The following is a 23,689-nucleotide window of genomic DNA, read 5'->3' as shown; positions in this document are numbered from 1 at the left end:
CCACCACTCTCGGCCTGACCCGACAGCCTGATCTGAGCGCATCGCCGCCGCCACGTCCCGGCGGCCCCGGACGCGAGCCCTCTGCGCGTCCTCGACGAGATCCTTGCTAACACGCGGCCGACGCCATCACTCAGCCCGCGCCATGAACAGCCACTACGCCCGCAAACCCGCACGAGCCATGATCGAAATCCTCGACTGGAGTACCGCCTCACCCCAGCCCGGCGTCAACCAGCCCGCGTTAAGCGACACAGGTTCCCACCGGGTCGGGAGCGTATCCGGCGGTGCTGGATCTCGAACTGCGGATCCCAGGGCAGCAGCTTCTCACCTCGAACGAGCGCACCAGCACCAGACCCTGCCCGTGGCCACGGATGCACCGGCTCCTCGCGAAGCCGAGTAGTCGGGCATCACCGACGGTGACGCATGCCTCTTCGAGCATCTCACGAGGCAGCGTCTCGAAGAGGGTCTCGGAACCCCACGGGGCGGCCGGCCGGGAAACCCCAGTGTCTGGCGTCGTGGCTGATCAGCACCAGGTGGCCGTCGCCGGTGACGCAGACACCGGCCGCACCGTGCGACTTTCCCGGCGGTGGCTCGGCGCCCGCACGCCAGGTCACGACCCAGTCCTGACCGTTCGAACTGTGGGCGCACTGTCCGCCCCACGGTCACACGTTACGGCCGGGTGGCGGTCAGGAGGCGGCTGGTCGGATTCTCGGCGCACTGCCGGGCCCGTTCGAGGTCCTCGGGCGCGACAGAGTCCGCCACCGCCACCGCATGCCAGCTGAACCCGGTGAACCCGGCCGACTCGAGGACACTCACGATGCTTTCGCTGGGCCAGTGGTGGACCCAGACATCGGTGGGCGGCGTCGTCAGCACCGAGACGCGGAAGCGTTCCCCCTCCCGCGGATTGTCCGGACGGTGGGTGCGGAAGCCACTGGCCTCCTCCGACCGCGCGCTGGATTCCGCATTGGCCAACAACGCCACGAGCCGGCCGCCCGGGGCGAGGTTGGCGAACATCCGCTGCGCCAGGTGGGCCATGCTCTCCCGACTGTCGGCGTAGTGCAGCACGTGGACGGCGGTCACCACGTCGAAGGCTTCCAGCGCCGGCATCGTCACCATGTCCTGGACGAGGTACTCGATACCGAGCGGCTCGCGGGCCTCGATTGTCTGGGCGAGCTTGATCATGCCCTCGGACTGGTCGATTCCGACCACCCGCCGGGCGCCCTGCCGCATGATCATGCGGGTGAACGTGCCTTCCCCGCAGCCGACATCCAACACCTGCTTGCCCGTCAAGGGCCCGAGGGCCCGCCGGAACGACGGGAACTCTAGATTCTCCCGAACGAAGCGGATGACGCTCTCCACCTCGTCGAAACTCCTGGCGATGTCGTCGTACTGGTCGGACACGTGCGCTCCTCCCTACCGGCGGCGCATTACAGCCAAAACTTCGTCGCGTATCCTGCGGGCATTCACCTACGTGAAACCATACGGTCGATGATGCTATCACTCAACCGCCACGGCTCGCTGGCCCACCGCTCGAAGATCGCTCAAAAACGCAGGTTGGAACCCCATTTTGCCGATTGGACGCATCACAGCCGTCCCGGAAAATACGTGGGATACCGCCCCAGAGTCGACCTTGACGAATACCTCCTCGCGGCAATACGGTATCGACCGTTGCGACTGTCGGGAGCCGGAAGGCGAGGGAACGGTGGCGAATCTCAAGCTATGGGAAACCAGCGTCGGCCTCCTCTTCGACCGCAGGGCCGAAGTGGGAAAGCCGATGATCTTCCGCCCCAGCCGACCGTTGGACATCGATCCAGCGAGACAGGAAGTCCTCGATCTGGAGGCGATTGCCAAGATCGTGCGCAAGACTGCCGGGGCGCTGTACGCGGCGGGACTTCGTTCCGGCGACCGGTTCGTCGTCTACAAGGACAACCACTTCGACTGCCTGCTGCTCGCCTCCGCCGGAATCAGGATCGGCGCGATCCCGGTCATGGTGTCGGGCCTGCTGCCACCCGACCCGACGCAGGCGCTGCTCCAGCGGGTCGAGCCGAAACTGCTGGTGAGCAACCAGCGGCTCCTGGCGGGCAAGGGCAGCGACGGCGCCTCGCCCGCCGCGTTCGCGGAGCAGAGCGTCTCCCTCGACGGGGGCGATTCCAACGCGCTGCCGTTCGCCGAGCTCTACGGGACCACGGATCCGTCGCCCACCCCGCGTGCCGACGACGAGCTGATGATGCTCACACACACGTCCGGCACCACCGGCGTACCGAAGCTCATCATGTATACGCCGGCCAAGCTGCAGCGCCAGATGGCTCGGCTGGAATGCCGCCACCTACCGCCCATCACGTTCACGCGCGACGACGTCGTGGCGATGTTCACGCCTTACGTGCACGCTCGCGCATTCACCTGGATCTACTCGACACTCACGTTGTCCCCCACCAAAGTCCTGGTGATGAGCGACAGTGACCCCGAGATTGTGGGTCCAATGTTTGAGCAGCACCGGCCCACCGTGATCGAGGCGCTGCCAATCGATTACTTCCGGCTCGAGAAACTCGCCAAGGAGCCGGGGCGGGAGGCGTTCTCCTCGGTTCGCATGTTCATCAGCAACTTCGACGGGGTGCGTTGGTCAACAATCCGCCCCTTCCTGAACGCCTCGCGGCATCCCTTCCCCCTTTGGCGAGAGGGGTACGGGCAGTCGGAGACCGGCGGGATGGGAATGACGTTCGTGAGTCGGCGCACGGCCAACAAGCGGCGCGAGGAGCTTCCCGGGCCGCGGCGGGTGGGCCGGCCCATGCCCGGTTTCGTCACCCTGAAGGTGGTCGACCCGAAAACCTTCCGGCCGGTGCCCAACGGTGAGCCAGGGCTGGTGCTCGCCCGCACGAAGGCCCGCTGCGTCGGCTACTACAAGGAACCCGAGCGTTGGAACGAGAAGGTTGTGGGCGAGTGGTGGAACACCGGTGACATCGGCATCAAGACCAGGACGGGAGCGCTGATGCTCATCGACCGGGAGGTCAACCACGTCCCGGGAAGCAGCAACCTCGAACAGGAGGACGTGCTCGTCGATCGCCTGCCAGGCGGGCACGACGTGGCGCTGCTACCGGTGACCGGCGGGCCGCCGGTGCCGATCGTTGCCACACCAGACGGCACGCTGGACAAAGATCTGTGGCAGCAGGTGATCCGCGGTCGTCCCCCGATGGCCGAACCAATCGTGATCGATGCCGGGGACATGCCCCGCACCGGTACCGGGAAGATCATCCGGGAGGAACTGCGCCGGCGGTACCTGGACGAGGCCGAGCATCCTGGAAGCGGCCGGTGGACCTGATGGCGGGGCACGGGAGAACAGCCCAGGACAACGAAACCCGGACGCTTCAACAGGGGGCCTTTGTCGTCGAACCACTCACCGACGTCAGCCGTGTGATCTGGGAGCAGCGCAAGCACGTGGTGTGCGGGGTGAGCCCCGGCAACAGCTACTTCCAGGTGCCGCGGCTGGCCAGCCTCCTCGGCTGGCTCTGCGCCGAGTTCGAGCGGGTGGACGTGATCATCCCGGACTCGGCGCTGCACCACACGTACCTCGCCCTCGGCTACGAGCCGCAGCGAGCGGTTCGCAAGGCGCGCGGCGAGACAAACGTGTTGTACAACCGGGTGGTCCGGGCTTGGAAGACCCACGGTGGGCCCCGGGAACTCGACGGCCTCCAGCGCATGTCGGACCTGGTGTCCAACGAGGTCTACCGCGAAAGGTTCGTGGAGTGCGAGCAGGCTTTGAAGGAGGACCGCGCCCTGTGGGAGACGTGCCAGGAGATGAGTGAGGAGGTGCTCGCCACCCGGGGGTATGACGGCCCTCCCGACACCGAACGCATCGAGCGGGCCATGCAGTACCTCCTCGCCGAACTTCCGTTCTTTCTGGCCTCGGCCGACATCTTCGGCGCCCCGTCGTCGCTGAACTTCTACCACCAGCGGCTCGCGCTGGCGGAGCTCATCTTCTCCGGCGGTTCTGTACTCGAGCCGTCGCCGCGTCAGGGGTACGCCACCATCTACCCCGCTGCGTGAGGCTCCTGTCTGAGGCAGACGGGAGCCTCACCACACCCACGTCGGCCTGGACGACGTGATCGCCCGGTACCCGCCGCCGACCGGTGGCCTGCCCCCGGTCGGCGGCGCGTTTGTCCAGGAGGGCATCGACCGCCGACCTGGTGGCGGCGCGTCCGGACGCGCCGCAGTGCGTGCCGGCGGTGCGGCGAGGTGCACCGCCGGCTGGTCGACGAGGTGCTGCCACACGAGAGAGCCGAGGCCATGTGGAGGTCAGCCGGCTGATGGATGAGATCGGTGGCCACCCGGCGCGGCACCCGGACGGCCGGCTGCGCCCTGAGACGGCACCGGACCTGATCGCCGCGCAGTACGGCTAACGCCGTGCTCTGCCTGCGCCTGACCGAGGAGGCGGAAGAGTTCTTCTCCCTCAGCCCCGCCGACACTGCGCCCCGCTGGCCATCCCCGACGCGCCGATCGGACAGCGCGCTACCGGGGATGGTCAGCGTCACGGTGTCGTCAGGACGAACCGGCGCACCGTCACCGCGCCGCCCAGTGACCCGGTGGCGTAGTTGAAGATGCCGAACCGGTATCCCATGAAGAACTGCCAGGCGTTGTTGAGGGTCAGCGCGTTGCCCAGCGGAACGAACGTGACCCCGTCGGTGCTGTACGAGAACGTTGCCTGCCGACCTGAGCCGGGTCGGATGTCGGCGTTGGCCCGCAACCAGATCCGCCCGCCGGACACCGGAGCGCTGGCGATCTCGGTCCCGGTACTGCTGGTGTCCCAGTTGGTGTTCATGGTCAGGCCGTTGGTCATGACCACGCGCGTGGCGCCGTTGTCCCGTCTGATGCCGATCCATGCCGACCTGTCGCGCAGCATCGCGAGCCCGGCCCGGTCGCCGTCACGCATCGTGGAGTAATCCAACTCGATGGTTCCGGTCGAGGTCGGGCCCTGGATCCGGTGGGTGAGCGTGTTGCGGGCCCGGTAGAGGTCGCTGGTCACCGACGCGGTCTGCAGGCGCAGCCCGTTGTCCACCGACCACCGGCTGTTGTCCGGGTTGTGGTTCCACTCGTACTGGACGCCGAGGGTGGTCCCGTCGAAGGTGTCGGTGCCGGTGAGGGGCTTCACCGGACGCAGCGGCAGGGGGTTGGGGTAGTTGACGCCCCAGGAGCCGTTGACCGCCTGCACCTGCGGCCAGCCGTCACTGGTCCAGGTGATCGGCGCCAGCGTCGGCATCCGTCCGCCCGGATAGGCGTCGGTGAAGGCCATGTAGTACCAGGCGCCGTTCGGGGTCTGCACCAGTCCGCCCTGGTGCGGCACGCCGCCGCCCGGGATCGGGCCGGGCATGTTCAGCAGCACCTGCCGCTGTTCGTAGGGGCCGAACGGGCCGTTGGTCGACTTGAGCACGTACTGGCCGTTCGCCGGCCGGGTGAGCCAGATGTAGTACGCACCATTGCGCTTGTAGAAACGGGCCCCCTCCAGGGTGCCGATGGACGACGGCGTCTGGTAGACCTGCTGGGCCCGCACCTGGGAGCGTCCGTCGGCGGACAGCTGGGCCACGCTGATCGTGCCGTTGCCATACGCGATGTACATGGTGTCGTTGTCGTCGATCAACATCCCGGCGTCGTAGTAGCAGTTCGGGATGGTGGCGTGCCGGTTCCAGGTGCCGTCGACGGCGGACGCGGTGTAGATGTGCGTCTGGGCGAAGTCGATGCAGCCAGCCCAGTAGAAGGTCCGGTTGCTCGGTCGGTAGTTCAGCGTCGAGGCCCAGATGCCGTCGACGTACGCCTGGCTGCCGTTGGCCATGTCGTACTTCGAGCCGAAGTCCAGCCGGGGTACGGAGTGCCCGGCGAACTCCCAGTTCACCAGGTCCCACGAGCGCAGCACCGGGGCACCCGGCGAGTAGTGCATGGTGGAGGCGGACATGTAGTAGACGTCGCCGACCCGGATGATGTCGACGTCGGCGAAGTCCTGCCAGACGACCGGGTTGGTGAAGGTGCCACCGGGGGTGCCGCTGTCGTCGACCCGGACGAGTTGCCACTGCTGGTGGGTGCCGTTGAAGTCGTCGTACTGCACGATGTTGCCGCCGTCGGAGGTCGAGGCGCCCTGCACCTCGATGGCCTTGTTGGAGTTGCGGTTGATCAGTCGTACGTGGCCGTCGGTCGAGTCGGCGAGGCGGAACTGCTGGTTGGCGCCATTGTGGTCGGTCCACTGCACGATGGCCGCGCTGTTGGCGGTGGAGAAGTTGTAGACGTCGAGCACCTTGCCCGAGTGCCGGGACTTGAGCCGGTAGTAGCCGCCACCGGAGTCGACGAACTGCCACTGCTGCCAGTTGCCGCCGTGTCGCGACCACTGGGTGATCCGCGCACCGTCATTCGTGGCCATGTTGTAGACATCCAACGCCTTGCCGCTGTTGCGGTTCACCAACACGTACCACGCGTTGGGGTCCACCGTCGCCGCAGAAGCCGGCGACGGCGCGACGCCCACCAGGGCACCAGCCACCACCACCGCCACCACCACCGCGACGATCCGCGACAACCACCCACGCCGACGCGGCGCGGCCAGCGAAAGCCCACCGATGGCAACCATGATCCTCCTTGGATTGACAGGCACTGAAGGGCTTGCGGGCCGTTGTTACGGCTTCCGGGCCAACTGGCCTGCGACTCCACCAGCGAATGTGACCGCTAACAAGCACGTCCTCCGCCCAGGCGGCATGTGCTGTCCGCATGAGCTACGGGGAACGACTGTGAGCCCAGTCCGCCGCGCATGCCGACCGTTCCATCCATCGACTGTGAGCGATAACAGGTGGTTAGTCAAGACGTAACACACAGCACCGCTTCAGACTCCACAGCCATTTACATAGATAGATGATGACTGATAAGATGTATGACGTCTTACCGCCGCACCCTGCGCGACACCAGGAACGGCACGGACCAGGCGTGACGGCCACCCCCGTCGGCCTCGACCCGGCGTCGGTCCCGCGATGTTCGTATCTCGGTGCCGGCAGCCGGAGTACCGGTGCCGGTCACCCTCGACCGAGGAGGATCACGTGCGCAAGCCGAGAAAATGGCTGACGTCTGTCCTGGGTGTCCTGGCGGTGACGCTCGCGACGACAGTTGGCGGCGGCGTCGTCGCGCCCCGCCCGGCCCAGGCATTGGAGAACGGTGTGGCCCGCACTCCACCAATGGGTTGGAACACCTGGAACACGTTCGGCTGCAACATCAACGAGACGCTCATCCGCCAGATGGCTGACGCGATCGTCAACCACGGCCTGCGCGACCTCGGCTACAAGTACGTCGTGGTCGACGACTGCTGGTTCAACCCGAACCGGGACGCGCAGGGCAACCTCCAGGCCCATCCACAACGATTCCCGAGTGGAATGAAGGCTCTGGGCGACTATCTGCACTCCCGGGGTCTGCTGTTCGGCATCTACCAGGCCCCGCTAGACAAGACCTGCGCTCAGTACTTCAACGCCTTCCCCGGCGCCACCGGCAGCCTCGGCCACGAGTACCAGGACGCCCGGCAGTTCGCCGCCTGGGGTGTGGACTACCTGAAGTACGACTGGTGCTCCCCCACCGGGACGATCAACGACCAGGTGGCGAGGTTCGGCATCATGCGCGACGCGCTGGCGGCCACCGGCCGGCCGATCGTCTACAGCATCAACCCGAACAGCATTCACGAGAAGACCGGGCCGCAGCGCAACTGGAGCGACGTGGCGAACCTCTGGCGGACCACCGAGGACATCACCAACAAGTGGGACACCGGCCAGACCAACGGCTACCCGATGGGCATCCAGAACATCGTCAACGTCAACGTGCCGCTGGCCGGGTACGCCGCCCCGGGCGGGTTCAACGACCCGGACATGATGGAGGTCGGCAGAGGCGGTATGACCGACACCGAGATGCGCAGCCACTTCGCGCTCTGGGCGATCATGGCGGCCCCCCTCATGATGGGCAACGACCTGCGCTCGGCCGACGCGGCGACGCTGACGATCCTGAGGAACGAGCACCTCATCGCCATCAACCAGGACACCCTCGGCCTTCAGGCCGTCCAGGTGTCCCACGACGGCACCCGGCGGGTCCTGGCCAAGCGGCTGGCCAACGGCGACGTCGCGGTGGCCCTGTTCAACCAGGGCGCCTCCACCACGACCGTCTCCACCACCGCGGCGGCGATCGGCAAGACCGGCACCTCGTTCACCCTGCGGGACGTGTGGACCAACGGCACCGTCACCACCACCGGGGCCATCTCCGCGAGCGTCCCGGCGCACGGCACGGTGGTGTACCGGGTCAGCGGCGGCACCACCACCGAACCACCGCCCCCCACCACCTTCCGACTGCGCAGCGAGTCGGCCGGGCGGTGCCTCGACGTCGACAACTCCGCCACCGCCAACGGCACCGCGACCCTGATCTGGGACTGCCACGGCGGCACCAACCAGCAGATCAGCCAGCAGGGCCAGACGTTGCGGATCCTCGGCAAGTGCCTGGACCTGCCGACGAACGCGGTCAACGGCACACGGGTGCAGATCTGGGACTGCCACGGCGGCACCAACCAGCAGTGGACGTTCAACGGCAACGGCACGATCAGCAACGGCCGCTCCCCGTCCCTGTGCCTGGATGTCAACAACGGCGGCACCGCGAACGGCACCGCGGTGATCGTCTGGGGCTGCCACGGCAACGCGAACCAGCGATGGAACCGAGCGTGACCCGCAGGTGCCCGCCGAGCGCGTAGACCTGCCGTCCGAGGATGCCGGTTTGCTCGCGACCCCACGCCACCGACGACGTACCGCTGCACACCCTGGGGGAAGCCTTGACGTTGACAGCTGCACACCGGGGCGGCGCGAAATTCAGGCGCGCCGTCGCCGCACTCGCCGGCCTGCTCTGCGCCGTCGCCCTGCTGCCCGGCACGGGGCGGGCCGACAACCCCATCGTCCAGCACATCTACACCGCCGACCCGGCGCCGCTGGTACACAACGGCAGGGTGTACCTCTACACCGGACACGACGAGGACGGCTCGACATACTTCACCATGCGTGAGTGGCGGGTCTTCTCCTCCGCCGACATGGTCAACTGGACCGATCACGGTGTGCCCATGAGCCTGGCGACCTTCGCCTGGGCGGACGCCGACGCGTGGGCCGGGCATGTCGTTCCCCGCAACGGAAAGTTCTACTGGTACGTGCCGGTACGCCAACGGTCGAACAAACAGATGGTCATCGGGGTCGGCGTCGCGGACAGCCCCACCGGCCCGTTCCGCGACGCGCTCGGCCGCCCACTGGTCGGTAACGGCGAGATCGATCCGCACGCCTTCATCGACGACGACGGGCAGGCCTACCTGTACTGGGGCAACCCGAACCTGTGGTACGTGCGGCTGAACCCCGACATGATCTCGTTCTCCGGCGGCCCGACCCGGATACCGCTCACCACCGCCGGATTCGGCACCCGCACCGGCAACCCCAGCCGCCCGACCCTCTACGAAGAAGGGCCGTGGGTCTTCAAGCGCAACGGGCTCTACTACAACGTGTTCGCGGCGGAGTGCTGCTCCGAGTTCATCGGGTACTCGACCGCGCCCGGCCCGACCGGGCCGTGGACCTACCGGGGAACGATCATGCCTCGGCAGGGCAGCAGCTTCACCAACCACGCCGGAATCATCGACTTCAACGGCGCCTCGTACTTCTTCTACCACAACGGGGCGTTGCCCGGCGGTGGTGGCTACACCCGCTCCGTCGCGGTGGAAAGGTTCACCTACAACGCCAACGGCACCTTTCCCACCATCAACATGACCACCGCAGGGGCTCCCCAGGTCGGCGTACTCAATCCGTACGCGCGCCAGGAGGCCGAGACGATCGCCTGGGGATCCGGCATCGAGACGGAGCCGTCCAGTGCGGGCGGCATGAACGTCGGCTGGATCGAGAACGGGGACTACATCAAGGTCAAGGGCGTCGCCTTCGGCGCCGGTGCCACGTCCTTCTCAGCGCGGGTCGCCTCCGCCACCAGCGGCGGCCGGGTCGAGGTGCGGCTCGACAGCCCTGGCGGGCCGGTCGTCGGCACCTGCGCCGTCGGGAGCACCGGCGGCTGGCAGAACTGGACGACCACCACCTGCGGGGTACGCGGAGCCACCGGTACGCGGGACCTGTACCTGCGCTTCGCCGGCGGCAGCGGCTACCTGTTCAACGTCGACTGGTGGCAGTTCGGCGGCGGCACCGCGCCGACGTCGTAGGGGATGAGCAACCGCAACAAATGGCCAGCACAGTTACCTGGTCGCCACGCTCACCGCCGTCACGACCGGCCTGCACCATCCTCGACAAGACGGTCAGCGTTCGCAGGTTGCGGCAGGTTGCGGTGTCGGGCAGTCCAGACACCGCGATCTGCCGCACGTGGAGTGGATCATGCAGGCCGGTCTGCTCCGGCCCGGCCCGGCCCGGGCACCTGCCCCGGCGTGCCGCTGTCCACATCGGCGGGCGCGTTGGTCAGCCGTGCGGTACGCCGCTGCGGTCCCCGAGTTCGGCCGTGAGCTGTTCCTCGGTGAGAGCCTCGACCTCCAGGTAGATCTCCGCGGTGGCCGTCAGGACCGCCGGGTCGGCAGCCCGGCGCAGCAGTGCGTCCGCGAGTCGGGCGACAGTCAGCGAGCCGAGCACGTCGTGCACGCGCACGTCGTCGGTGTCGAGGGCCGCGCGCAGCCGCGCCGTGATGGCCGTGGCGAGCACGGAATCGCCGCCGAGCTGGAAGTAGTCGTCGTGCAGGCCGACCGGGCCCGACTGCAGGGCCTGTGCCCAGACGTGGGCGACGAGCTGCTGCAGGGGTGTCTCGGGGAGTACCCGGGTCCGGTCAACCGGACGCGCCTCGGCGAGGGCCGTGAGCGCCTTGCGGTCGACCTTCCCGTTCGGGGTCAGCGGCAGCTCCGACGTGACAACCAGAGGGTCGGGCACCATGTGCGGCGGCAGCCGGAGGGCGGCATGCGCGGCCAGGTCCACGGCGCTGACGTCGGAAGTGACCGCGACGGCGGCCAGGCGCGGCGCGCCCGAACCGCGCAGGACGAAGGCGACCGCCTGCCGGACGCCGGGATGGTCGGAGAGGGCCGCTTCGACCTCGCCCAACTCGATCCGGAAACCGCGGATCTTCACCTGGTCGTCGGCACGGCCGAGGAACTCGATCGTGCCGTCGGGCCAGTACCGGGCGCGGTCGCCGGTCCGGTACCAGCGCACGCCCCCGACGGTGACGAACCGGTCGGCCGTGCGGTCCTCGTCGGCGCGGTACCCGTCGGCGACACCGGCACCGCCGATCCACAGCTCGCCGGGGACCCAGTCCGGGCAGTCGCGGCCCTGCGGGTCGACCACCCGGCACTGGACGTTGCGCAGCGGGGTGCCGTACGGCACGCTCGTCCACCCCTCCGGCACCAGGCCGCCGTGGACCTCCTGGACCGTGGAGTGGATCGCCGTCTCGGTCGTACCGCCCAGGGCGAGGAACCGGCAGCCGGGCACCTGGGCGTGCAGGCGCCGAGGCAGGTCGGTGCCCACCCAGTCACCGCCGAGCAGCACCGCGCGCAGGCTGCCGCCCAGCGGCTCAATGCGGCCCGCGGTGAGCAGCATGTCGAGCAGGCTCGGCACACAGTTGAGTACCGTCACGGCGCGGTCGCGGACGAGAGTGGCCCAGGCCGTGGCGTCGCGGCGGGTCGCCTCGTCCACCACGACGACGGCACCGCCGACGGACAGCGGCGCGAACAGGTCGAAGACCGACAGGTCGAAGTCCAGCGCGGACAGGGCGAGGGTGCGGTCGTCGGCGCCCAGGCCGAGCCGCTCCACCAGGTCGTCGACGGTGTTGGCGGCGGCCCGGTGGGACACCTCGACGCCTTTCGGCTCACCGGTGGAACCGGAGGTGAACAGCACGTACGCCACGTCGGTCGGATCGGCCAGGACGGGGGCGGGAGCGGGGTGATCGGCGGCGACCGCCGAGGCGTACCCGATCTCGTCGTCGCCGGCGGGGGCCTCGGCGACGACGGCGGTGACGCCCGCCCGCTGGCGGATGCGGTGTACCCGTGCCGCCGGCTGTTCCCCCCCGATCGGCACGTAGTGGGCGCCGGCCGCCAGCACGCCGAGCACGGCGACGACCTGCTCCGGGCCCTTGGGCAGCCGGACGGCCACGGCGTCACCGGGCCGGACGCCCCGGTCGGTCAGGGTGCGGGCGAGGCGCAGGGCGGCGTCGGCCAGCTGGCCGTACGTGAGGACGGTGCCGGCTGCGCCGACGACCGCCGGCCGTCCCGGCTCGCGGCCGGCGCGGGCGAAGAAGGCGTGGTGCAGTGGGTGTTCCGGCACCGGCCCGGCGGTGGCGTTGACCTGCTCGCGCACCGATCGGCACGCGGCCGGGCGCAGATCGCCCACCGGCTCATCCCAGGCCGTTCCGTCCGCGACGCGGCCGAGCAGGTCACCGAACGCGGCGAACATCGCGTCGGCGACGCCGTCGGGCAGCGCGTCGGCGCGGACGTCCCAGTTGACGAGCAGGCCGCCGTGCAGCTCGGTCACCTGGGCGTCGAGCACGACCTGCGGGCCCTGGGAGATGATGTGGACCGGTTCGCCGAGGACACCTTCGACCTCCGCGCCGAACAACTCGCCGAGGTCGAGCGCGCTGGTGAAGACGACGGGGGCGAGCACCTGCGTGCCGTGCTCGCGGGAGAGGTCGCGCAGCACGTCCAGGCCGGGGTACGAGGAGTGCGCGACCGCGTCGTGCATCGACTGCTGCACGTCCTGGGCGCGCTCGGCGAACTCGACGGGTTGGGAGACGTCCACCGGCAGCAGCACCGAGCTGGTGAAGTCGCCGACGAGGCGCTCCACGTCGGGATGGATCGGCTGACGGTCGAACATCGGGACGTTGAGCAGGAAGCGTGGTACGCCGCTCCACGCCCCGAGCACCTCGGCGAAGACCGTGGCGACGGCCACGGCGGGGGTGACGGCGTGGCGGCGCGCCTGGCGTACCAGGCCCGCGCGGGTCCTGGGGTCGAGCCACCGGTGCAGCCGGACGACCCGGTGCGGGTCGGTCCTGCGGTTGTCGGGTCGCGCCGGCAACTCGGGGGCGCCCGGCAGGTCGGCGAGCCGCTCCTGCCACCACCGCACGTCCGCGGGTCGCGGCGGTTCGGTGCGCCGGTCGGCGAGGTACTGCGCGTACTGGTAGTCGAGGGCCGGCAGCGGCTGCTCGGGGTGTTCGTAGAGCCGCACCAGGTCGGCGAGGAGCATCCGGTAGCTGCGCGCGTCGGCGGCGAGCATGTCGATGTCGACGTGGACCCGGGTGCGGCCCTCGGGCAGCAGGGTGACCCGTACGTCGAGCATCCGACCCTGGTCCACCGGCAGGAGCTGGTGGGACATCCTCTCGCGCAGGGCGGCGGTGGCCGCGGCGACCTCGTCCGGGGCGGCGTCGCGCAGGTCGAGGACGGGCACCTCGGTGCCGTGCCGCCACGGCTCGACGACCTGCCGGCCGTCGTCCAGGATGCGGGCACGCAGCATGTGGTGATGCCCGGCGAGCGTGGCGAGGGCGACGCCGAGCCGGGCCGGGTCGACGCCGTGCCCGTCAAACTCGGTGTAGAGGTGCGCCGCGACCGCGCCGAGCTGCTGGGTCGCCTCGCGCCCCACCCAGTACGCGTGCTGCATCGGCGCGAGGGGGAACGGTTCCCCCTCGGTGACGGCGGCCGGACCCGGACGTTCGGTCGCGGTGGGTCGGCCGGGTGGCGTGGCGGTCGCGAGCAGCGCCGACCAGGCGCCGAGGGTGGGGGTGGCGATGAGGTCGGCGAAGCTCACCCGTACGCCGCGCTGGCGGAGCAGGCCCGCGATGCGCATCAGCTTGAGCGAGTCGAGACCGAGCGCGATGAGGTGGTCGTCGTCGGCCGGGGTGGTGTCCCCGCCGAGCAGCTCGAACACCAGTCGCCGCAGGTCATCCACAGTGGACATCGCCAACCCTCCGTCATGGTGCGGGAAGCTCCGCCGCCGGCCACCACCGGCCAATGGTTAGGTTAACCTAACCTACTGTCCGGGGATGTTCCTCGGGACCCCTCCCCTGCCGTGCCGTTAAGGAGAAGCAGCGATGCGCGTACCGGACGACCTGGTCGCCCCTCTACCCTCCGGCCTGACACCGTGGCCCCGGGAGCTGTCCGAACGCTACGTCGAACGCGGCTACTGGGACGGGCGCACCCTGGGCCGGCTGCTGCGGGACTGGACCGCGGCGCACGGCCGCCGGCTCGCCCTGGTCGCCGGCGAGCAGCGGCTGACGTACCGGCAGCTCGACGAGCGGGCCGACCGGATGGCCGCGGGCCTCGCCGACCTCGGCATCCGCGCGGGTGACCGGGTCCTCGTCCAGCTACCCAACACCGGATCCTTCCCGCCGCTGCTGTTCGCCCTGGCGCGGATCGGTGCCATCGCGGTGCTGACGTTGCCCGCGCACCGGTTCACGGAGATCTCCCACCTCGCGAAACTCTCCGGTGCGGTCGCCTACGTCATCGCCGACGAGGTCGCCGGGTTCGACTACCGACAGCTGGCCGGTCAGGTGACCGCGCACGCGCCGGAGTTGCGTTACGTGCTCGTCGACGGTGACCCGGGGCCGTACACGGCGCTGGCGTCGATCGACGCCCCGCCGCGCGAGTTCGCCGAGCCGGACCCGGCCGACATCGCCCTGCTGCTGGTCTCGGGCGGGACGACGGGTGTGCCGAAGTTGATTCCGCGTACCCACAACGACTACGGCTACAACGCCCGGGCCAGCGCCGAGGTGTGCGAGCTGGACCGCGACACGGTCTACCTGGCCTGCCTGCCGATCGCCCACAACTTTCCGCTCGCCTGCCCCGGCATGCTGGGCACGTTCTCGGTCGGAGGCACGGTGGTGCTCTCCCCCTCCCCCGCGCCCGACGACGCGTTCCCGCTCATCGAGGCCGAGGGCGTCACCCACACCGCCCTCGTCCCACCACTGATCCCGTTGTGGATCGAGACCGCGGCCTGGGATCCGGCGGACCTGTCGACGTTGGAGATCCTGCAGGCCGGCGGGTCGAAGCTGTCCGCAGAGCTGGCGCGGCGCATTCCCGACGCGCTCGGCTGCCGGGTCCAACAGGTGTTCGGGATGGCGGAAGGGCTGCTGAACTACACCCGCGGCGACGACGACGAGGACGTCGTGGCGAGCACCCAGGGCCGGCCGATGTGCCCGGACGACGAGCTGCGCGTCGTCGACGCCGACGGAGCGGACGTCGCCGCGGGCGAGGTGGGCGAGCTGCTGGTGCGTGGCCCGTACACGCTGCGCGGGTACTACCGGGCACCCGAGGTCAACGCGACGGCGTTCACGCCGGACGGGTACTACACCACCGGAGACCTGGTCCGGGCACTGCCGTCCGGTCACCTCGTGGTCGAGGGACGGGTCAAGGACACCATCGACCGCAACGGTGAGAGCGTCTCGGGCGAGGAGATCGAGAGCCACCTGCACGCCCACCCGCTCATCGACCGGTGCGCCGCGGTGGGCGTGCCCGACGGCGCCGAAGGGCAGCTGATCTGCGTGGCGCTGCGGCCGCCCGCCGGAGCCGCCCCGCCGCACCTGGCGGACGTGCGCGCGTTCCTGCTGGAGCGTGGCGTGGCCGCGTTCAAACTGCCGGACCTGCTGGCCGTCGTCGACGACCTGCCGTTGACCGCCATCGGCAAGATCGACAAACGGGCGCTGGCGGCGGCCGTCGCGCCGTGACGCCGCCGCGCGCCTTCTGACGCCCCGCCCGCCCCGCCGTCGCGAGCCTCGCGACGGCGGGGCGCGTCGGTCATCCCTGCGCGATCAGGCTGGCCGGGCGCAGATCCGTCCAGTGCGTCTGCACGTACTCGAGACAGCCCTGGCGGGAGTCCTCGCCGTGCACGACGGACCAGCCCGCCGGCACCGCCGCGAAGGCGGGCCAGAGCGAGTGCTGGTTCTCGACGTTGGCCAGCACCAGGTAACGGGCGTCGTCGTCCTCGAACGGGTTCGTGGCAGCCATCGGTACTCCTTCGGTGAGGGCGGGTGAGGATCAGCCGGGATGGACGGCGGTGGCCAGACCGGCGGTGGCCGCGCGGCGCTGCACCAGCGAGTCGCAGATCTCGCCGGAGCGGACCGCGAGGGTCGACAGCAGGGACGCCGTCAGGCCGTGGCTGTGCTCGGTACCGGCGCCCTGGACGTAGAGGCCGGCCCGAATCCAGTCGGAGGTCAGCACCCGGTGATCCCGGCCGATCCGCGGGCGCCCGAGCGCGTCGGTGGTGCACTCGTCGGCGAGCGCTCCCAGCAGCTCCCGCCAGTCCACGGGGGCATAGCCGGTGGCCAGCACCACGGCATCCGAGTCGAGCGGGTACCGCTGCCCCGTGGTCAGCGAGCGGAGCACGCACCGCACCCCGTCGGCGGACTCGTCGACGGACTCCAGGGCGGTGGTGTTCAGGACCCGCAGCCGCTGCACACCCGCCACCTTCTCCTGGTACACGATCCGGTAGAGCTGCTCGATCAGCTCACCGTCCACCACCGAGTAGTTGGTGTTGGCGTGGTAGCTCAACAGCGTCTGCTTCACGTCCTCCGGCGCGGTGTAGAAGTCGTCCACGGCGGCCGGATCGAAGATGCGGTTCGCGAACGGGCTGTCGTCGGCCGGGCTGTAGCCGTACCGGGCGAAGACCGCGCACACCTCCGCGTCCGGGAAGGTGCGGTGCAGGTACTCGGCCGTCTCGGCGGCGGACTGCCCGGCTCCCACGACGATGAACCGCCGGTGCCGGCGCTGTCTGAGCTCAGGCGTTCGGAAGAGCAGATCACGGTTGTGCCACACCCGTGGTCCCGCGGTGACGCCGGCGGGCATCCGGGGCCGCAGGCCGGTGCTGACCACCACGTTGCGGGCACGTAGCACCCGCTGCCGGCCGTCGGCGCGCGACACCACCACGTCGAGGTGGTCGACCGGCCCGACCCCGGTGGCCGCCGGGCGGATGGCGACGGCCGTCTCGCCGTAGGCCACCATGTCGTCCACGGCGGCGGCGCACCAGCGTAGGTAGTCGTGGAACTCGATGCGGGTCGGGAAGAAGCTCTTCTGGTTGATGAAGTCCGGCAGCCGCCCCTGCTCGTGCAGGTAACGCAGGAACGTGAACCGGCTGCCGGGGTCGCGCATGGTCACGAGGTCCTTGAGGAAGGACACCTGCATCGTCGCGCCCTCCAGGAGCATCCCGGAGTGCCAGCCGAACTGCGACTGCTGTTCGACGAACGCCGCACGTACCGCGTCGGTGTGCGGACGCCGCGCGTTGTGCTCGTGGATGGCGACGGCGAGCGCCAGGTTCGCGGGGCCGAATCCCACGCCCACCACGTCGTCGACGTGCTCCGCCGGAGAGCCTGAGTCCCGTGCTGACATGCCGGTCCTACCCCTTCCTGTGTGCGTGCATGAACATCGGCTGCAGACCGTGGCCGCGCAGCGGCTCGACGGCGGCGCGCAGTACGGCGGACCGCTGGTCGAGCAGGTAGAAATGGCCGCCCGGAAAGGAGCGGACCCCGGCGAACCGGTCGGTCACCTCGGCCCAGCGGGCGGCGTCGTGGCCCGGCGTCGCCTGGTCCTGCTCGCCCCGCAGGACGTGCACCGCGGTCCGCAGGCGGCTGCCCGTCTCGTCCGGCCGATACGGTTCGAGGACGGCCAGGTCGGCACGGAAGGCGTCGACGACCAGCTGGCGCAGCTCCGGGTCGTCGAACAGCTGCGCCGGCGTGCCGCCGAGGTCACGCAGGTACACCGCGAGCCGGTCGTTGTCGTACGCCGTGAGAGACGACCGTCGCTCCCGCAGCCGGGCGGGGCTGGCGCAGCCCGACACGACCAGGCCCGCCAGTGAGCCACCCGCCGCCTCGACCCGCCGGCCGACCTCGTAGGCGACGGCGGCGCCCATGCTGTGCCCGAACAGGGCGGTCGGGCGATCCCCCAGCGGGCGCAGCGCCTGGGCGACGGCATCGGCCAGGGACTCCAGGTCGGTCGCCGGTGGCTCGGCGCTGCGCTGCTCACGGCCGGGCAGCGTGACGGCGAGGACCTCCACCTCGGCAGGCGCGGTCCGCGCCCAGTCGAGGTAGAACGACGGCAGGCTACCGGCCGGAGTGAAGCAGACCAGCCGGCCCGTCGCGTCGGGCTTGGGTACGTACCGGCGGAACCAGCGCGCCCAGTCGTCGGTCAGCAGCATCGATCGCTTCCTCTCGCAGAGGTTTCCGCGCCCCGCCACGGCTGGCGGGGCGCGGTCCGGCGTCACGGCACGACGGTGGCGTCGGCCTTCGCGACGGCGGCGGTGGTGTCGGTCAGGACCTTCGTGAACCGCTGGTAGGTGAACGGCGTCTCGGTCTGCCAGTCGATGACCTGGTTGGCCTTGACGGCGGGGCTGTTCTGCCAGGCGGGGTACGTGGCCAACTGCGTCGCGTCCAGGCCGCCTTCGGGGCGGGCGTCCTCCATGACGAGGTCGGCCTGGTAGCGGCCGGCCTCCTCCCAGCTGAGCGACTCGAAACCGGCCTCGGGCTTCGCCGGCTTGACGAACCGCACCCCGAGCTGCTGCAGGAACTTCACGTCGCCGTGGAACTCGGGGTCGGCGACGAAGAAGTTCTCCTTGGTGCCCGAGACAACCTCCACCGACAGCCCCGGCTTCGCCGCCACCGCGGTCCTCAGGGCGTTGGCCGCGGCCTCGAATCCGGTCTTGGCCTGCTGGATGGCCGGACTGTTCGGATCCGCGCCCAGGGCCGCGGACAGCTCACCGAAACGCTTGACAGCGTCCGGGACCGCGACGCCCATCAGCTGGATGACCGCGATCGGGGCGACCTTCTCCACCTTCGCCCGCACCTCGTCGGGGATGTACCAGAGCATCGGGCCGTAGGCCACGGTGACGATCAGGTCGGGCTTGAGGGCGATCAACTTCTCCAACTGGAACTCGCCGAACGCGGTACCGACCGACTCGACGCCGGTGAGGTCGAGGTTGCCGATCTGCGGGCTCGGCTTGCCGTCGGAGGTTTCCTGCGGGCCGAACACACCGACGGGCTTGATGCCGAAGTCGTACAGGGCGGCCGCCGGGTGGGACTGCGCCACGATCCGGGTCGGACGCTTCGGCAGGTCGATCTTCGTACCCCGGTCGTCGGTGAAGCTCCACGGCCCGTCGGAACTCGCGGACCCCGCGCCGGCCGTGGACGGGGTCGGGTTGCCGGTGGCGCAGGCACCCAGCAGGACCGTCATGGCGACAGCGGCACCCACGGCGAGCAGCTTCTGCCCGACCCGGACGGGATGACCGATCATTGACATGGTGCGTGTTTCCTTTCAGCAGGCGCCGCGGGGCGTTCCGCCCGGCGGCGTCGGTAGGTCATCGAGGATCAGTGGGCCGCGGGGACGCTGTGGTGACGGCCGTACGGGACGACATGCGGCCCACCGCTGACCGGGTCGTCGACGACGACGCACGCGAGACCGAAGACGTCCTCGACGAGCTGTCGGGTGATGACCTCACGCGGAGGTCCGGCCGCCACGACCCGGCCGCCGAGCATGGCGATGACGTGGTGGGCGTAGCGCGCGGCATGGTTCAGGTCGTGCAGGACGAGCACGACGGTGCGGCCCTGTGCCCGGTTCAGGTCGGCGATGAGGTCGAGGATCTCGATCTGATGGGCGAGGTCGAGGTGGTTGGTGGGTTCGTCCAGCAGCAGCACACCGGTGTCCTGGGCCAGCGCCATGGCGATCCAGGCACGCTGACGCTGCCCCCCGGACAGCTCGTCGACGCTGCGCTGCGCCTCGGCGAGCAGACCGGTCGCGGTCAGCGCGTCCCGTACGGCGCGCTCGTCGGCGGCGGACCACTGCCGCCACCACGACTGGTGCGGGCTGCGGCCGCGACGGACCAGGTCCAGTACGGTGATGCCGTCCGGCGCGGCCGGGTCCTGCGGCAACACACCGAGCAGCCGGGCAAGCTCCTTACCGCGCAGCGTGTCGATCGACCGGCCGTCGAGCTGCACGGTGCCGGCCGCCGGGCGCAGCAGCCTGGCCAGGCCCCGCAGCAAAGTGGACTTGCCGCAGGCGTTGGCCCCGACGATGGCGGTCACCCGGCCGGGCGGGATCGTCACGTCCAGGCCGTCCACCACTCGTCGGCCGGGATACCCGAGGGTGAGTCCCTCAGCGGTGAGCCCGTGCGCCAGCACATCCATGTCAGCCTCCTACACCGGAACGGTTCGCACGGCCCAGCAGCCACAGCAGGACAGGTGCGCCGAGTGCGCCCGTCACCACGCCGACGGGTAGTTCGACGCCGGGCAGCGCCTCCCGGGCGAGCATGTCACCGAGAAGCACCACCGCGGACCCGACCAGGCCGGACGAGACCAGCGCGGGGCCGGGCGCCCCGACGAGCCGTACGGCGATCTGCGGACTGATCAGGGCGACGAAGGCCACCGGGCCGGCGGCGGCGGTGCCGATCGAGGCGAGCGCGGCGGCCACCGCGAGCAGGGCGACCCGGGCCCGGTGAACGGGAAGACCGAGGGCCTGGGCGGGGGTGTCGCCGAGCTGCAGGCCGGACAGCCACGGTGCGAGCACCGCGACGGCGGGCGCGAGGACGGCGAGGCCGACCACAAGCGGGCCGACGTGCTCCCAGCCACGGGCGTTGAGGCTGCCGGTCAGCCACATCAGGGCCTGCTGCGCCTGGTACACCCCGGCCCTCAGCAACAGGTAGGTGGTGACGCTGCCGCACAGGGCGGCGACGCCGATGCCCACCAGGACGATCCGGAAGCCGCTGGTGCCGCCGTGGTACGCCAGCAGGTAGATCAGCAGGGCCGATCCCAGCCCGCCGAGCAACGCCGCCGTCTGCAGGCCGAGCCCGGCGCCAGCACCGATGAGCAGTCCCGCCGTGGCGGCGGTGCCGGCACCGGCGGACACGCCGATCACGTCGGGACTGGCGAGCGGGTTGCGGGTGAGTGACTGGAAAACCGCCCCGGAGACGCCGAACGCGGCGCCGACGAGCAGGCCGACCAGTGCCCGAGGCAGGCGCAGGTCGTGTACCACCAGGCCGGTCACGTCGTCACCGCCGGTCACCAGGGCCGCCGCCACATCGGACAGCGGTAGGTCCAGATCGCCGACGGCGACGGCGAGCAGGAAAGCCGCGGCGACCACCGCCGCGAGCAGCAGGCTCACCACCATCGCGCGGGGGCGCACCAGCCAGCATGCCCGGGTGCCCGGCAGACGGATCACGACCCCCGGGACCAGCGCCCTGGCGTTCTCTGCGGCAGACACGGTCACAGCTCCCGCAGTCCGCGGCGGCGGACCAGCGCGACGAAGAACGGCGCACCCAGCGCTGTCACGACGATCCCCACGGGTAGTTCGTCGGGCCGGGCGACCAGCCGGCCGGCGATGTCGGCGGCAAGCAGCAGGCACGGCCCGAGCAGCGCCGAGTACCACAGGATCCATCGGTGGTCCGGGCCCGTGAAGGCACGCACGACGTGGGGTACGAGCAGGCCGACGAAGGCGATGGGTCCGCACAGCGCCACGGCGGCACCGGCGAGGAGGGTCACCGCGGCGGCACCGCGCAACCGGGCGAGGCCCACGCGCTGCCCGAGACCGCGGGCGACGTCCTCGCCGAGCGCCAGGGTGTTGAGCGCGGGCGCGGTGGTGGCGGCGAGCACGGCGCCGGCCGCGAAGAAGGGCAGGACGGGCCCGAGCATCGTGGCGGGCTGGCCGGTAAGGGCTCCCACCGCCCAGAACCGGAAATCACCGAGAGCCGCGGCATCGACGAGCAGGGCTGCGTTGACCAGCGACTGCAGCAACGCGGAGACGGCGGCACCGGCGAGGGCCAGCTTGGCCGGTGTGGCGCCGCCGCCGCCGGCCGAGCCGAGCCCGTACACGAGAGCCGTCGCGGCGAGGGCACCGGCGAAGCCGAACCACACGTAGCTGTAGACCGACGCGATGCCGAGCACAGTGGTCGTGACGACGATACCGATGGAGGCACCGGCGGTGACGCCGAGGATTCCTGGATCGGCGAGCGGGTTGCGGGTCAGCCCCTGCATCAGTGCGCCGGCGATCGCCAGCGCCGCCCCGGCCAGCAGCCCGAACAGCGTCCGCGGCACCCGCATCTGGTGGACGATGCCGGCCACTTCCGATCCGTCTGGGTGCAGGAGCAGGGTGAGGACCTGATCGGGGGGAATCCATCGGGTGCCGAGCGCCACGGACGCCAGGCAGAGCAGCAGCAGAAGGGCCAGGCAGCTCAACGTGGCCCACGCCTGCGACCGGACGGCAGGCGACGCCGACCGGCGGGGCACGACGCTCGTCGCCTCGATAGTCACCGAGGTAGGATAGCCTCACCTAACTAGGATTGGACAGTCGCGGTCCTCACGTCGTCGCACGACGGTTCCGCGACGTCCCGACCGGCCTCCGGGCCGGCGCCGACCGCCCGGTGCCGCCACAGCTGCGGGTAGCACCATCCCACCAGGACGGTGGCCCCGACGCAGAGCGCCCCACCGAGAGCGACGGCTGCCGACGGGCCGGTCAGCCCTGCCGCCAGCCCGAGCAGTACGCCGCCGAGCGCGGGTGCGGTCATCGCCTGCGCGAGCCAGAGACTGCCGACCCGCCCCTGCATGTGCGCGGTGGTGTGTTGCATGAGAAGGGTGCGACGCAGGATCTCCGAGATGGTGTCCGCGGCGCCGGCCAGGGCCAGGAAGGCGAGACCGAGGCCGAGCACCGGGCTGGCACCGAAGCCGATCGTCACCAGTCCGTAGGCACCGACCACGCCGAGCAGGACCCGTCCGGGCCGGCGCAACCGCCCCGTCCAGCCCGACAGCAGGGAGGCGACGGCGGCACCGGCGGCAGGAGCGGCGGTGAGCAGGCCGACCGCGCTCGGGCCGGCGGCGAAGACGCGCTCCGCGAACTGCGGAAACAGTGCCGCCGGGGTCGCGAACAGCGCACCACAGAGGTCCACCACGAGCACAGCGGCGACGATCCGGCTGCGACGGATGAACGTCAGACCCTCCCGCAGCGCGGGCCACCAGGCACCACGGCCGGCCGGCACGACGGACTCCGCGTCGCCGGGCACCTGCGGCGGTAGCGCGCCCAGCCGGGCCAGCAGCGGAACGGCGCCCGCCGCGCCGAGCGCCGCCAGCGCGTACGTGGTGGCCAGTCCCGGACCGGCGACGAGCGCTCCGCTGACCACCGGACCGGCGATGGCGCCGACGGTGGTCGTGACGGTCACCAGCGCGCCCGTCGCCGGTAGCTGGTCGGCCGGCACGAGACTCGGCACGACGGCGGTCAACGCACTCTCGGCACAGCCCTCGGTGAGGCCGAAGAGAGCGCCGAGCAGGTAGATGACCCACAACCGCGGGTGGTCGGCTGCCGCGTTGAGCGCCAGCGCGCCGAACGTCACGACCGCCCAGCCACTGCCGAGCAGGATCAGGGACCGGCGTTCCCGGCCGTCGGCGAGCACCCCGCCGGCGAGCAGACCGACCAGCAGGCCCGCGCCGAGCACCAGACTGACCATCGCCACCTGGAACGACGAACCGGTCAGCGCGTAGACCTGCACGACGACGGCGACGGACGTGAGTCCGATGCTGAGCAGTCCCAGCAGCCGGGCGGCGAGCACCCAGGCCAGCCGCGAACCGCCCCGCAGCGGACGCAGATCCAAGCCGAACTCACGGACGCGCACGCGCCACCTCCACCCGTCGCTATGGCAAGATTAGGCTAACCTAAGTTAGGGTCCCTCCGGTTGACCCGGCG

The 23,689-nt window shown here is 70.4% G+C and carries 16 protein-coding genes; 5 read left to right on the top strand and 11 right to left on the bottom strand.

From position 1 onward, the window contains the following. Nucleotides 1–666: 666 nt before the first annotated feature. Complete coding sequence (locus E1182_RS01220; RefSeq protein WP_132260729.1) at nucleotides 667–1,398, bottom strand: class I SAM-dependent methyltransferase; 732 nt, start codon at nucleotides 1,396–1,398, stop codon at nucleotides 667–669. A gap of 301 nt (nucleotides 1,399–1,699) precedes the next feature. Here E1182_RS01220 and E1182_RS01215 point away from each other — a divergent pair, with 301 nt between their 5' ends. Continuing rightward, the gene (locus tag E1182_RS01215) at nucleotides 1,700–3,313 is read left to right on the top strand and encodes a class I adenylate-forming enzyme family protein (RefSeq protein ID WP_207921206.1); all 1,614 of its coding nucleotides are present in this window, start codon (nucleotides 1,700–1,702) and stop codon (nucleotides 3,311–3,313) included. After that, complete coding sequence (locus tag E1182_RS01210) at nucleotides 3,313–4,038, top strand: tRNA-dependent cyclodipeptide synthase (RefSeq protein ID WP_132260740.1); 726 nt, start codon at nucleotides 3,313–3,315, stop codon at nucleotides 4,036–4,038. The genes E1182_RS01215 and E1182_RS01210 overlap by 1 nt, the downstream gene beginning before the upstream one ends. Before the next feature lie 481 nt (nucleotides 4,039–4,519). On the opposite strand, the gene E1182_RS01205 is transcribed toward E1182_RS01210, so the two are convergent. Continuing rightward, nucleotides 4,520–6,601, bottom strand: coding sequence for a family 43 glycosylhydrolase (locus E1182_RS01205; protein ID WP_132260728.1), 2,082 nt, complete (start codon nucleotides 6,599–6,601; stop codon nucleotides 4,520–4,522). 595 nt (nucleotides 6,602–7,196) lie between these two features. Here E1182_RS01205 and E1182_RS01200 point away from each other — a divergent pair. Together E1182_RS01200 and E1182_RS01195 are read left to right on the top strand one after the other, a co-directional pair. Continuing rightward, on the top strand, nucleotides 7,197–8,714 hold the full coding sequence (locus E1182_RS01200) for an RICIN domain-containing protein (protein WP_243705963.1): 1,518 nt from the start codon (nucleotides 7,197–7,199) through the stop codon (nucleotides 8,712–8,714). Between the two features lie 41 nt (nucleotides 8,715–8,755). Then, a complete protein-coding gene (locus tag E1182_RS01195) occupies nucleotides 8,756–10,225 on the top strand; it encodes a glycoside hydrolase family 43 protein (RefSeq protein WP_132260726.1) in 1,470 nt (489 codons plus the stop codon). A 250-nt stretch (nucleotides 10,226–10,475) separates the two neighbouring features. Here E1182_RS01195 and E1182_RS01190 read toward each other — a convergent pair whose 3' ends face one another. Next, the gene (locus E1182_RS01190) at nucleotides 10,476–13,940 is read right to left on the bottom strand and encodes a non-ribosomal peptide synthetase (RefSeq protein WP_132260725.1); all 3,465 of its coding nucleotides are present in this window, start codon (nucleotides 13,938–13,940) and stop codon (nucleotides 10,476–10,478) included. A gap of 133 nt (nucleotides 13,941–14,073) precedes the next feature. Between E1182_RS01190 and E1182_RS01185 the strand changes: the two genes are divergently transcribed. Next, nucleotides 14,074–15,705, top strand: coding sequence for a (2,3-dihydroxybenzoyl)adenylate synthase (locus E1182_RS01185; RefSeq protein WP_132260724.1), 1,632 nt, complete (start codon nucleotides 14,074–14,076; stop codon nucleotides 15,703–15,705). Nucleotides 15,706–15,775: 70 nt separating this feature from the next. Here E1182_RS01185 and E1182_RS01180 read toward each other — a convergent pair whose 3' ends face one another. From E1182_RS01180 to E1182_RS01145, 8 genes are all read right to left on the bottom strand, one after another. Beyond that, a complete protein-coding gene (locus tag E1182_RS01180) occupies nucleotides 15,776–15,985 on the bottom strand; it encodes an MbtH family protein (protein WP_132260723.1) in 210 nt (69 codons plus the stop codon). A 30-nt stretch (nucleotides 15,986–16,015) separates the two neighbouring features. Then, the gene (locus tag E1182_RS01175; protein ID WP_132260722.1) at nucleotides 16,016–17,362 is read right to left on the bottom strand and encodes a lysine N(6)-hydroxylase/L-ornithine N(5)-oxygenase family protein; all 1,347 of its coding nucleotides are present in this window, start codon (nucleotides 17,360–17,362) and stop codon (nucleotides 16,016–16,018) included. 7 nt (nucleotides 17,363–17,369) lie between these two features. Continuing rightward, nucleotides 17,370–18,167 (bottom strand): thioesterase II family protein, encoded by a 798-nt coding sequence (locus E1182_RS01170; RefSeq protein WP_132260721.1) that lies wholly within the window; start codon nucleotides 18,165–18,167, stop codon nucleotides 17,370–17,372. A 62-nt stretch (nucleotides 18,168–18,229) separates the two neighbouring features. Continuing rightward, entirely contained in the window at nucleotides 18,230–19,264 is a 1,035-nt protein-coding gene (locus tag E1182_RS01165; protein WP_132260720.1) for an ABC transporter substrate-binding protein, read from the bottom strand. A gap of 68 nt (nucleotides 19,265–19,332) precedes the next feature. Beyond that, nucleotides 19,333–20,148: an ABC transporter ATP-binding protein gene (locus E1182_RS01160; protein ID WP_132260719.1), complete on the bottom strand. Its 816-nt coding sequence runs from the start codon at nucleotides 20,146–20,148 to the stop codon at nucleotides 19,333–19,335. Between the two features lies 1 nt (nucleotide 20,149). Beyond that, a complete protein-coding gene (locus E1182_RS01155; RefSeq protein ID WP_243705956.1) occupies nucleotides 20,150–21,220 on the bottom strand; it encodes an iron chelate uptake ABC transporter family permease subunit in 1,071 nt (356 codons plus the stop codon). Nucleotides 21,221–21,222: 2 nt separating this feature from the next. After that, a complete protein-coding gene (locus E1182_RS01150; protein WP_132260739.1) occupies nucleotides 21,223–22,260 on the bottom strand; it encodes an iron ABC transporter permease in 1,038 nt (345 codons plus the stop codon). 29 nt (nucleotides 22,261–22,289) lie between these two features. After that, nucleotides 22,290–23,618: an MFS transporter gene (locus E1182_RS01145; protein ID WP_132260717.1), complete on the bottom strand. Its 1,329-nt coding sequence runs from the start codon at nucleotides 23,616–23,618 to the stop codon at nucleotides 22,290–22,292. Nucleotides 23,619–23,689 lie beyond the last annotated feature (71 nt).

The organism is Micromonospora sp. KC721 (genome assembly GCF_004348355.1).
In the GTDB taxonomy this organism is placed as follows: domain Bacteria; phylum Actinomycetota; class Actinomycetes; order Mycobacteriales; family Micromonosporaceae; genus Micromonospora.
The sequence above is the reverse complement of the archived record's forward strand: the minus strand, read 5'-3'. Positions and strand labels throughout refer to the sequence as shown.